This is a genomic window from Vibrio sp. JZG10 (genome assembly GCF_054064075.1).
In genome coordinates, this window is record NZ_JBSUGE010000016.1 from 90,053 (window position 1) to 102,212 (window position 12,160).

General features: G+C 45.6%; 12 protein-coding genes. 7 read left to right on the forward strand and 5 right to left on the reverse strand.

Annotation, left to right across the window (positions count from 1 at the left end; translation table 11 throughout):
• Positions 1-45: 45 nt before the first annotated feature.
• Complete coding sequence (ppa, locus tag ACWYVB_RS17765) at positions 46-576, forward strand: inorganic diphosphatase (RefSeq protein ID WP_046874044.1); 531 nt, start codon at positions 46-48, stop codon at positions 574-576.
• A gap of 74 nt (positions 577-650) precedes the next feature.
• Here ppa and ACWYVB_RS17770 read toward each other — a convergent pair whose 3' ends face one another.
• From ACWYVB_RS17770 to tamA, 4 genes are read right to left on the reverse strand one after another with little or no spacing between them, the layout of a single operon-like run.
• Positions 651-1,013, reverse strand: coding sequence for a DUF2799 domain-containing protein (locus ACWYVB_RS17770; protein ID WP_005392323.1), 363 nt, complete (start codon positions 1,011-1,013; stop codon positions 651-653).
• A 49-nt stretch (positions 1,014-1,062) separates the two neighbouring features.
• Positions 1,063-1,410 (reverse strand): gamma-glutamylcyclotransferase family protein, encoded by a 348-nt coding sequence (locus ACWYVB_RS17775; protein ID WP_457529606.1) that lies wholly within the window; start codon positions 1,408-1,410, stop codon positions 1,063-1,065.
• A gap of 44 nt (positions 1,411-1,454) precedes the next feature.
• A complete protein-coding gene (gene tamB / locus ACWYVB_RS17780; RefSeq protein WP_457529608.1) occupies positions 1,455-5,219 on the reverse strand; it encodes an autotransporter assembly complex protein TamB in 3,765 nt (1,254 codons plus the stop codon).
• Positions 5,216-6,928: an autotransporter assembly complex protein TamA gene (gene tamA / locus ACWYVB_RS17785; RefSeq protein WP_005392331.1), complete on the reverse strand. Its 1,713-nt coding sequence runs from the start codon at positions 6,926-6,928 to the stop codon at positions 5,216-5,218. Before tamA ends, tamB begins: the two co-directional genes overlap by 4 nt.
• Positions 6,929-7,095: 167 nt before the next feature.
• On the opposite strand from tamA, the gene msrA reads away from it, so the two are divergent.
• A complete protein-coding gene (msrA, locus tag ACWYVB_RS17790; protein ID WP_005392333.1) occupies positions 7,096-7,734 on the forward strand; it encodes a peptide-methionine (S)-S-oxide reductase MsrA in 639 nt (212 codons plus the stop codon).
• An 86-nt stretch (positions 7,735-7,820) separates the two neighbouring features.
• Here msrA and ACWYVB_RS17795 read toward each other — a convergent pair whose 3' ends face one another.
• Positions 7,821-8,021 carry a DUF1107 domain-containing protein gene (locus ACWYVB_RS17795; protein ID WP_005392334.1) on the reverse strand — a complete coding sequence of 67 codons (201 nt, stop codon included), beginning with the start codon at positions 8,019-8,021 and terminating at the stop codon, positions 7,821-7,823.
• 214 nt (positions 8,022-8,235) lie between these two features.
• Between ACWYVB_RS17795 and ACWYVB_RS17800 the strand changes: the two genes are divergently transcribed.
• The 5 genes from ACWYVB_RS17800 (at position 8,236) to ACWYVB_RS17820 (ending at position 12,160) form a co-directional block, all read left to right on the forward strand.
• Positions 8,236-8,787, forward strand: a complete 552-nt coding sequence (locus ACWYVB_RS17800; protein ID WP_005392336.1) for a YtfJ family protein — start codon at positions 8,236-8,238, stop codon at positions 8,785-8,787.
• 236 nt (positions 8,788-9,023) lie between these two features.
• Positions 9,024-9,323: a DUF2607 family protein gene (locus ACWYVB_RS17805; protein WP_005392338.1), complete on the forward strand. Its 300-nt coding sequence runs from the start codon at positions 9,024-9,026 to the stop codon at positions 9,321-9,323.
• 134 nt (positions 9,324-9,457) lie between these two features.
• Positions 9,458-10,123 (forward strand): zinc uptake protein ZrgA, encoded by a 666-nt coding sequence (gene zrgA, locus ACWYVB_RS17810; protein ID WP_005392339.1) that lies wholly within the window; start codon positions 9,458-9,460, stop codon positions 10,121-10,123.
• 52 nt (positions 10,124-10,175) lie between these two features.
• Complete coding sequence (locus ACWYVB_RS17815) at positions 10,176-10,904, forward strand: ABC transporter ATP-binding protein (RefSeq protein ID WP_005392341.1); 729 nt, start codon at positions 10,176-10,178, stop codon at positions 10,902-10,904.
• Entirely contained in the window at positions 10,901-12,160 is a 1,260-nt protein-coding gene (locus ACWYVB_RS17820; RefSeq protein ID WP_457529611.1) for an ABC transporter permease, read from the forward strand. The genes ACWYVB_RS17815 and ACWYVB_RS17820 overlap by 4 nt, the downstream gene beginning before the upstream one ends.

Below are 12,160 nucleotides of genomic sequence, written 5' to 3' on the forward strand. Positions count from 1 at the left end.
AAGCCGCTTTTGTGTGACTCATCGTTAATGAAAAGGAATATTCTAATGAGCTTAAACCATGTGCCAGCAGGCAAGTCGCTGCCTGAAGATATCTATGTCGTGATCGAAATTCCTGCAAATGCAGATCCAATCAAGTACGAAGTAGATAAAGATTCTGGTGCGGTATTTGTCGACCGTTTCATGTCTGCACCAATGTTCTACCCATGTAACTATGGCTACGTGAACAATACGCTGTCTCTTGATGGCGACCCAGTCGACGTACTGGTACCAACACCATACCCACTCATGCCAGGTTCAGTGATTCGCTGCCGTCCTGTTGGCGTTTTGAAGATGACGGATGAGTCAGGTGAAGACGCAAAAGTGTTTGCGGTTCCCCACACCAAAATCTCGAAAGAGTACGATCACATCCAAAATGTGGACGATATCCCAGAACTACTGAAAGCGCAGATCACGCAATTCTTTGAGCGTTACAAAGAGCTTGAAGCGGGCAAATGGGTGAAAGTGGATGGTTGGGCAGATGTTGCTGCCGCTAAAGCTGAGATCCTAGAATCTTACGAGCGCGCTCAGAAAAAATAAGCATCACGGCTGATACAAAATTAAAAAGAGCTGCTTTAGGGCAGCTCTTTTGCTTTTCATCTTGTGTAAGTCAACTAGATAGGCGCGCCTGCAGAAGACATTCGGCCGGCGTCATAGTCATGCTGAAAGAAAGGGTCTAGGTCATCACAAATACCAAAATACGGACGCCCGATAACACCAAGCATATACGCGCTTTGTTCACAATACTCTTGCTTCCCTTGCTGATAACCCGTTTGATAGGCCATGATCAGTTCAGGCGTAGCATGATTAGTACCATCCAGTGCAGCGATGCGATCTTCAGATAAAACTCTTAATCCATCTAAGGCAGACTGCTTACCAAACGCTTGCCAGTCGGTAACATTACTCGAGGTCGGCAGGGTTGTTTGCGCACATGCGGCAAGAATCAACGCCATTAATCCAATTACGAATACCTTCATCATGACTCCTTAGTGACCAGCTCGTCGCTATTGATAATGTCAGTATAGCTCACACCTTTTGACACCAATCTCCGGAAGCGATTTCTTCGGTCAGTTGTTCAGTATCTTGATACAAGTAGATCCAAGCTTGGCCAAACGGCGTGACGATACTCTCTCGACGATATTCCACTGGCACATCTTCCAACTGATCTAGCTCGGATAAGGTTTCATCATCAATCAGATACACTTCACCTTGAATCGAGCGTTGCCCATCAGACAACGCTGGATAAGGGCCTAAGTCATACATTGCAAATTGAGCATCCGTTTCATGTAAACCAAGAAACTGCGCCGAGCGCAAATACTGATGGTTGTAATCTCCCTTGCGTAACGTGCCGTAGACAAAAATCAAATGCTGCATAACCACTCCTTAGTCATGACTGTATATGCTTAGGTTAAAGCACTTTAATCGAACTCAAACTGATAGAGTAGGTCAACGGCGCTATCTACACCAGATACTGCTTCTAAATACAAGTCTTGCATCAATCGGTAACGCACAGTGAACTCACCTAGGGAGTTAAAGATGCCGACACCATATTTCACCTGCAAACCTGGCAGAATATAACCACTCACCGTCACTTGCGAATCATCGCCCGACCCAGCAGTGTCCAGCTGTAAATCCTGTACGCCAAAGGCTTCACCGATTTCACCAACCACACGACCACTCTTCGCCAAGCTTAAACCAATTAAGGTAGTCGTCATTGCATTACCACCGGCTTCACCATCAATATCTTGACCACGAAGTAGATAAGAAAGTGCATTGGCTTGGTTCATCGCGGGCTCTGAGAAAATTTCTATACTCGGATCAGATGCTGGGCCCGACACTTGTACCCCCGCAATGACATCATCTTGGGTATTGTCTGGATTACGAATCGCTTTGATAGACAAGTAAGGTTGATCTGGTGGACCATTCATCAGGATCTTACCTTCTTCAATCAATAAGTCCTGACCAAACGAACGATAAGAACCGTCAACAACATTCACTTCACCAACGATGAAAGGACCTTTGTCTTTTTGTGTCACGTTTAGGTTCCCTTTCAACCCACCTTTTAAGCCAAAAGCGGCAAGTTGGAAGTCATCACCAATTTTAATGTTGATGTTCGTTTCCACATCAAACGGCATCGCAGCCACATCGTCCACTGGTTGCAAGTTTTTATCGAGAATAACGGTATCACTCGATACACCTACCGCACTTGGTGGAAGCTCTTCGACGACAATTCTTCCCCATGGCAAATTAATATCACCCTCAATTTTCGCAAGCTGAGGGGTCACATCTATTGTCATGTCAGGCTCAACCTTGATTTTTACCATTGGAGGCAAATCAACATTGAGCTCTTTAGCAAATACACGCGCTTTAGTGCGCCAGTTCTGTAAGTCCTGCCAGTCGGCATCACCGGTAACGTTCAACTCACCATCCGGGGTTAAAATTCCGGCATCCAAGTCCGCTTGATGACCTTTAAAGTTGATGACGACCTGCCCTGAGTTTATATCTATCGGTGTGACTTCACCCTGTAGCTTCATTTGGTCAATCAAGAACTGACCATTCACCTTCGGATGCATGACGTCACCTGATATCGCTAGGTCAGTATTCATGTTTGCTTTAAACAAGCTGTACTCACCTATCAACGGTGCCAAGAAATCCAAGTGGAACGTAGAGAGTGAAACCTTACCATCAATAGTGGGCTTTTCAGACGAGACATTCAGTAAAGAAACCTTACCAGACAAGTCACCGTTATCTTTCACATCAAATAGCCACTCGGCATCAAGCTTGTCTTTCGCTAATGCCGCTTTAAAGTTGAAGCTTTCCCAACCGACTTTAATTGGCTGCTCAAGCGCTTGTTCAACTTGGCCTTTTGGCATATTGACACTTAAGGTTACTTCAGGCTTTTTCTCTGGTGCCCATTTAGCAAAAGCCTGTGCATTAACCGAGCCTTGCAGCTTGGTTTCTGGCGGCAGGAATTGCTTGATTTGGTCAAAATCAAAATCATTGATGGCTAACTTCGCCTGGCCACTCTTACCGACACTAATGTCTTCGGTTAGACATACGCTCGACTCCGCTTGCAACCAACAATGCGCTTGAACGTTCGCGATCTGTTTGTCGATATTGACCTTCACCGCGGTCGATTTTTGCAACGCCCACGGGCCTTGTTGCGAGCTCAGCGTCAAGCGGCGCAGCGCCCCATCCCAAATCATTTTTGGTTTCTGCTGGAATGTCCCTTCAATTTCTAAACTGGTCGACACCAGGTCAGACACTACATCGAGCGTCAGTTGATGCAGTTTTTCATCCCCAGAGACTTCAAGGTCAGCACTATCAACTTTTATGTCGTCATAGGTAATGTTGTTCGCAATTAGGCTTATGTTCGCTTTTGGTGCTGGCAGAGGCTTCACATCACCCTTTAAGGTGATCGTTTCTACGTTCGCCTGTTGCTGCCAGTTTATCTGATTTAAAGCGAGATCAAGATTGATGTCTGGTTCTTTCAAGCTACCACGTAGTGCGACTTTACCTTGCATCTTACCTGCAAGATCCGGAACACTTTTCGCAAAATCAGGGAAGTTAACCTCAACATCCATCAGAATTTGCTTATCGATCTTACCCTTTGCACTGAGTTGGTTTGGACCATGAGAAAGCGCTAAACCCTGAGTGGTAAGTTGGATGTCTTCGCCTTTGCCGTTTTTATCAGACGCTTCAAGTTGCCCTTCAACATTCAGCGGATACCCTCGCAAAATGCCGTCAATGTCTAACTTAGGCAAACTGACTTGCCAACCGCCTTGTTCTGTTAACGACCCCGAAGTCGAAAGGTTACCGCTGATATCCCCTTCAGCTTCTTTCCATTGTAAACCTGGTTGAATGTTTTTCAGGTTCAAGTCAGCTTGCCAGTTGATTGGCGCGGCCCAATTGGCCATGACTTTCCCAGAGAGTTCGCCCCCTAAGGTTTTCACTACAAGGCTTTCGAGGTCAATTTGCTCTAGCGTACCTTTGCCGTTTAGTGCGACATCAACGGCGGGAATATCTTTGCCCGAAGCTTTGGTTTCTAATGCGACTTCGTAGCCATCAAGTGAGCCTTTTGCCGCCAAGCTTGGTACAGAAACCTGGTAATCGCTTTGTCCAAATAGCGGCCATTGCGCCTGTACATTTTTAATCGCGACATCAAACGGCAACTGTGTTTTAAGCGGTTGAATATCACCTTTGATCTCCGCTTGTACAAGCTCAGAAAGCGTAGCATTTAGTGACAAATCACCAACCGAACCCGAGACCGAAAGCGACAGTTTTTGTCCCTTCGCATCCGCTTGCTTCACTAACGCGTCCAATTGCGCTTTGATAGGGTAATCAGAAGAAAGCGTCACTTGTGTGCTCAACTTGCCTTCCACTTCTGGCATGTCGAGCTCTAACGTTTTGACATCAACACGTTCACCGCCTGCTCTTGCAACCAAACCAAGATGATTGACGATCACTGGCGTTTCACCCGCCAGTTTGAAATTGTGAATATCAAGACGACGCGCTTCAACCGTCAGTGGAATCCATACTTCGGGTAACACAATATCTTGCGGCGTAACGTCAGTTTCTTTCGGCTCCTCGGCAGCCGCTTCAGGTTCAGCCTCACTTGGTGCTAAAGCCACATTAATGTCTTTCAACGCGGTAGGTGCGATCACCAAACGATCACCCTGCATCGACAAAGCGGTCGAGAATGTTTGCCAATCAATTTGATTGCCCAGCACATTGACATTGATGTCATTAAAGCTGACTTTATTAACAAAAATTGGCACTGGCGTACTGATAGAACGCAGTGGTGGTGTTTCCTCTTGCTCCTCGCTTGCTGGCGGTAGCTCTGGCATCTTAAAGTCAAGCCCCTGCAGTCTTAACTCATCGACACAGACCTTAGGGTCAAAGAAACAGCGGAAGTTCACTGCCAAAGCTAAACGCTCGACTTTGGCGTCGATATTCAAAGACTCATCGACAAAACTGACGTTATGCAGTTCGAAGCGAGGAAACAATGAACCCTGCACTTTTTCAATCTGCAATTGTGGTAATGCTTTTTCAGCTCCCCACAAGGCAAATTTGAGGCCTGGGTGGGTAAACAAAACTGTCGCGACAATAATGATGAGCAACAGCAATAGGCCAATCAAACTGAGCGACAGCCATTTGGTCCACTTAAACATCATTTTGATCATAGCTCAGGCCCCAATGAGAAGTGGATACGAAACTCTCGTTCTGGTTTTGCATCCAACCCCCATGCAAAATCAAAACTAACAGGGCCCACCGGAGACGCCCAGCGGATACCAACACCAGCACCTGATTTCCAATCTGGTGTTTCATTAAACGCATCACCAATATCGTAAAACGTTGCAGCCCACCAGTTTCCATAAACACGATATTGGTATTCTAATGTACTGCTAACAATGTATTTACCACCCGTCAAAGCACCACTCTCATCCACAGGTGAAATAGATTCATAGCCGTAACCACGAATATTATTGTCACCACCAGCGAAGAAACGCAGCGACGGTGATAGCTTTTCAAGTTCATCGGTAATATTCGCACCACCCTCTAAGCGGAACAAACCACGATGATTCTCTCCAATACCACGAATCCAAGAAGTCGAGCCAATTAAGCGGAGCACTCTAGTTTCAGAAAGCATAGCGGTATCACCATACTCAATAGTGATGCTTTGCTTGTCTCCCCACATTGGCATATTGCCCCCTCGAACCCTAGTCCGAGAAAATGTCGCACCTGGAAGTACGAAGTTGAATTCATCATCTTGTAAACCTTGCGTAAAGCTCTCGTACAAATGACGAACATAAACGGTATTATGCCAACCACCGTCTGCTAACCAATGACGTTCCACTGCAAGGTTAGACTCGATACTCTGTGTGTCACGGTTGTCTAGGTTTTTAAGCCCATATTGAACTTGATAATAATCGTTAGCGACATCTTCTAAAGGAATTTTGTAAGAAGCAGTCACGGTTTGCTCTGGCTTAGATAGGGATAAAGCGGTGTTGAAACTGTGTCCTCGGGAGCTCACCCAAGGTTTCTTCCACTTCAACGTTCCTCGAACGCCGACATCCGTTGAGTAACCAATACCCGTCTCGATCTGATTCTTAGAAGCAGGAGATAAAGACACTTTAATTGGCAAGTCTCGGCCATCATCAAGCCTATCCAATTCAGGCTCAACAAAAACTGAGGAAAACCACTCCGTATTTGATAGCTTCTGGTTAAACTCGCCCAGCTTCGAAACGTTGTATGGGTCCCCTTCTTTAAAAGGTTGTAGTGATGCGACACGGTCTTCCCAGATGTGGTTGCCAATAAAAGAAACGTCGCCAAAATTGAAACGTATTCCACTGCTGTAGTGCAAACGGACATTAGCTTCGTTCAGATCAGGGATAACCTCTAATCGACTTAGCGTAAACTCACCATTGAAGTAACCACGCTGAAGCGCCAAGTTACGAATGCCTGACTTAAGGCTGTCGTATTGGCCTTGATTCAAAACTTGACCAACTTTGAGCGGAGAGCGCTCAATAAGTTTTGCAAACTCTTCATCGTCTTTAGCCTCTCCGGTGATGGCCACATCCATGACTTTCACTTTCACAGGTAAACCCGGCTTGATGCTGACGATCAACTCATCATTCCCTTCCGGAATAGAGTATGAAATTTTAGCATGATAATACCCAAGCGCATTAAGAGCTTCAGTGATACTTTGATCTAATCTCGCTTGAAAGCGCAGAGAAGTGGAGTAGTCCTTCGCTGGAATGGACGACAGGTACGCACTGACATTCTCTTCTAAAGCGCCATCGATGCCTTTTAAAGTCAAAGAAACATCGGCATAGGCACCATGAGAAAAGGCAAACAGGCCAACAATGGTGAGGAGAGCTTTTTTTATCATGCTTTTTTGGCTGAATGAGGTTAAGTAAACGTAAATAATGATAACGCCAATTAAAGTCTAAGTCTGTAATATTAATAGGTTTAACGCGGTCTATGTCATCACAGCATCAGATACAGACGAAATGAAAAAGTTCGCAAATTTAAGACACGTATTGAAGGACAAATACCATGCTCAACAAACAAACATTGATCAGTATAGAAGATGCCTTGCCAGGTAGAGATCAACCGATGCAGGTTGAAGATCATCATTTTGTAAATAAATCTAACTTAAAGGCACCATTGGAGCCGCATCAACAACAAATTCTGCTGGGAATGGGCTGCTTTTGGGGCGCTGAGCGCGTATTTTGGCAACTGGATGGGGTTATCTCCACTTCGGTTGGCTACGCCGGTGGATATACGCCCAATCCTACTTATGAAGAGGTGTGTACGGGTAAAACAGGCCATACAGAGGTAGTACGAGTCGTCTTCGATGAACGCGTGATTTCCTTAGAAAAACTACTGGCCGTTTTTTGGGAGAAACATGACCCAACCCAGGGGATGCGTCAAGGTAACGATTTGGGCACACAATACCGTTCGGCTATTTATACTTATTCCGCGAAGCAGCAAGAAAGCGCAGAAAAATCGAAGCTCTTGTATCAACAAGCACTGCAAGAGGAACTACGCGCGAATATCACCACTGAGATACAGCCAGCGGGCCCGTATTATTTTGCCGAAACTTACCACCAGCAATACCTGGCTAAAAACCCTGATGGTTACTGCGGTATCGGTGGCACAGGTGTTTGCTTTCCACCCAGCTTACAAAGTTAGTTCCTAGGACTAACTGAAACCAAAAAGAGCGACCGAATAGGTCGCTCTTTTTTGAAATCGAAAACTAAATTCAAGCCAACGGGCTCTTAAACAGACAACGAAGCAATCACTTGGTTGACTTCTTTAAAGATGGAGAGTCTTTTCTGATCGTTGACGTCAGGGAGCAAAACTTTGCCATTGTCGAACTGAAAACATCCAACCCCAGCAATAAAGAATTGACCTTTGAACAACGTTTTAACGAAACGTGCCACTTGTAATGGTCGGTATACAGCAAACTCACGTAGCATAACTCACCTCAATTCCTTTGAGAAAACACGGATTGCTTATTTATCCTCTGCAATCTTGATGCGCAATCTGCGACGAGGTTCATTTTAGCAAATTCTAAATATAACGCAATATTACACCACCCCATACGTTAAATAAATGTTATCAACAGTTCTACAAATTTCCTAGATCTGGATATATACTGGAAAACTTCCAACTCGTACGGAATATAACAATATGAAAACTAAGACTCTCCTACCTCTACTATTGGCTATAACGCCAAGCTTTGCGTTTGCACACAACCTATCTGTCGGTGAGACCGTTCCTTCTGCCAAGGTCGCGGCTTATGGCGAGATTGTTTTGCAAGGTGAGGGCGTGGCATACCAACCATGGGCAACCCAGCATATGCAGGGTAAGGTTCGTGTTATTCAAGCAATCGCAGGTCGTAGCAGTTCAAAAGAAATGAACGCTCCTTTGATGTCAGCAATAACCGCCGCGCAATTCCCGCAAGAAAGCTACCAAACAACTACGATCATTAACCAAGATGATGCAATCTGGGGGACAGGTTCGTTCGTGAAATCTTCAGCCCAAGACAGCAAAAAAGAGTTTCCTTGGTCATCTATGGTTCTGGATGAAAATGGCGTAGTCGCCAACACTTGGGATCTTAAAGAAGAAAGCTCTGCCATTATTGTTCAAGACAAAACAGGCAAAGTGCTGTTTGTAAAAGAAGGCGCACTTGAGCAAGATGAAATTGCAAAGGTGATCGAGCTAATTAAACAGAACATCTAGTCTCGTTGCTTGGCTCCTTAATATCCGTAGTACGCAGTATAAGGAGCCATGCGACCAAACTTAAAGCTTGAGATTTCTGTTGCCCCTAGTTTAACGCTCAGTGATTCCACCAAGGAGACTGTCTCAGATTCGGCGACATCGCATGTGTTGACGTAAATTTTCCCACTAGCCAACAAAAGAGTGAACTTTTACTCATTATGGGTGTTATATTATAACAGTCAGTAAGAGGAGCTCAGATGTACCACCACCAGCAAAAGATACGGAAGCATTGGCATCGCACTGTTTTATTTTTCAGTGTCGCGTTGCTGATCGCTTGGAACTTTGCGGTAATCCTTCATCAAGTTGATCTGACTCCCGAACACCACACACACCATCATTGCCAGCTATTTTCTGGGGTTCAGCACGGCATAGCCAAAGCTCAACCGACCCTATCGACGCCAACATTTACGCGCATCCAATACCATGATGTCTTTCAGCGCCTTGTTAATAGTGAAGACATTCGTGGTGCAGCTCGTGCCCCGCCTTATTTTGCTTAATTTCCAAACTATTCCACACTCAACATAATTTGTGCGTATTCCTGCACCTAACGTGTCAGCGAGTCGCACCTTAGTAAATACAAATCTGATCCGGTATTGCTCGGGTTAGTGCCAGCAAAATTAGGAAACACAAAATGTCATCGAAACATGTTTTAGCGCTTGTCATTGGTCTCTCTTTATCGACAGCAGCAAATGCGGACGAATACCGTCAGCACGGTGCTCATGTGCATGGTCACGTCGAATTTAATATCGCCCAAGATGGAAAGGATCTGTTAGTGGAGATTACTGCTCCCGGAGCCGATGTGGTCGGTTTCGAGCATGCTCCAGAAAATGAACAGCAAGAGCAAGCACTTAAACAAGCCATTGCCACCCTAGAAGACAGCAACACACTGTTTGCTATTAACGCGCAAGCCAATTGTGATATTGAAGAAGCTTACGTAAACCATAACCTCAGCAACCCTCATGAAGACCATGATCATAGCGAGCACGACCATGATGACCATGCAAATCAAGATCATGAAGGGCACGAACACCATGATCACCACAATGAACATCATGATGAACATGAGCACCATGACGGTCACGATGCTCACCATGAGGAGCATGAAAATGGCGGACATGGTGAGTTTTCGGTGCAATATCGCTTCAGCTGTGACCAAGTTAACCAACTCAGTCACATTCAAACCGACTGGTTTAATCAATTTCCAACGACTGAGTCAATCAACGTCAATATATTCACTGACACCATGCAATCAGCCATCAAACTGAGCAAAGATAACTCCCAAATCGTAATCAAATAACACGAGTGGCGTGTAAGTACACACTTACACGCCAATGCTTTGGTGATTTAGTATGACTGAAATCATGTCAAACGTTGTTGAGCTAAATAATGCCCAGTTTGTCTGGCCCGGTTCAACACACGCAACCATTCATATTCCACAGTTACATATTGCCCAAGGTGAGCACGTATTTATCAAAGGTCCCAGTGGCTGCGGTAAATCTACGCTGCTTGCCCTACTAACTGGCATCAACACGTTAACATCAGGCTCTCTATCCGTACTGAATACTGACCTTGTTAGTTTAAGTGCAAGTCAAAGAGACAAATTTCGCGCCGATCACATTGGCTATATCTTTCAGCAGTTCAATTTATTGCCTTATTTAAACGTACTTGAAAACGTACTACTGCCTTGCCAATTCAGTCAAACACGACGTGGCCGCGCTCATTCAAGAGCGCCATCTCAAACGTTAGAAGAGCAAGCTCAAGCTCTGCTTGAAAGACTCCACCTACCCAGCGAGCTTCATGCGCGTCCTGTATCGGAACTGAGCATTGGCCAACAACAACGTGTTGCGGCTGCACGAGCACTCATTGGGTATCCGGGGTTAGTGATTGCTGACGAGCCAACCTCCGCTTTAGACCATGATAACCGTAAAGCGTTTATTGAACTCCTGATGGAGCAAACGAATCAAGCCAACGCTACGCTGATCTTCGTCAGTCACGATCCAACGCTTGAGCCCTTATTTGACCGCACACTTAACCTACCAGATATTAACCAAGCATCTAACCTAGGAGCCGCATCATGAGCGCTGTTGCAAAGCTCGCGTGGAAGAGCTTAATCAATCGTAAGGCGACGGCAATATTAACCATCATGACAGTCGCGATTTCTGTCATACTCCTTTTAGGAGTAGAACGCATTCGTACTCAGGCAAAAGACAGCTTCGCCAATACAATTTCAGGCACCGACCTCATCATTGGTGGTCGTTCTGGACAAGTGAACTTGCTGCTCTACTCTGTGTTTCGCATTGGCAATGCCACCAACAACATTGACTGGAAGAGCTACCAAGAGTTTGCCAATCATCGAGCAGTAGATTGGGCGATTCCAATCTCACTTGGCGACTCGCACAAAGGGTTCCGAGTCATGGGAACCAACCACAGCTATTTTGAACACTATAAATTCGGAAGTAAGCAATCACTAACCTTTTCAGAAGGCCTAGAATTCAATGGTTTATTTGAAACCGTGCTCGGTTCTGATGTCGCAAAACAGCTGGGGTATCACGTCGGTAGTGAAATCATCATTGCCCACGGCATTAGTGATGTAGGCTTTAGCCGACATGACAACCTGTCATTCAAAGTTGTCGGGATTCTTGCGCCCACTGGCACGCCAGTCGACAAAACCGTTCATGTCTCGCTAGAAGCCATCGAAGCGATTCACGTCGGATGGGAAAGCGGTGCACGTTTAGGCCCAACACCCAAGGCACAAGACCTCAAAAGCAGAGACTTTCAGCCCAAGCAAATTACCGCGATGCTGGTCGGTTTGAAATCTCGTATTCAGACTTTCGCCCTACAAAGGCAAATCAACACTTATCCCAAAGAACCGCTTAGCGCGATTATGCCCGGGGTTGCGTTGCATGAATTGTGGGGAATGATGTCTGTTGCCGAGCAAGCCTTAATGGCAGTGTCTGGTTTTGTGGTGATTGCAGGATTACTCGGCATGCTAAGCAGCTTATTAACCAGCTTGCAGGAGCGCCGCCGTGAAATGGCGATTTTGCGCGCTATGGGAGCAAGACCTCGTCATGTTTTCTCATTGTTGATCAGCGAAGCCAGTCTACTTACTGCCGCCGGAATTGTGACCGGAGTGGCAGGGCTATATGCCATTCTCACCATCGTGCAACCTATCATTCAACAGCATTATGGAATACATCTGACTTTAAGCCTCTTATCGCCCTATGAATGGATGCTATTAGGTTTCGTACAATGCGCTGGAATTGTAATTGGTTTCATCCCGGCTTTTCGCGCCTACCGACAGTCACTAAGTGACGGAATGACAATAAGGATTTAA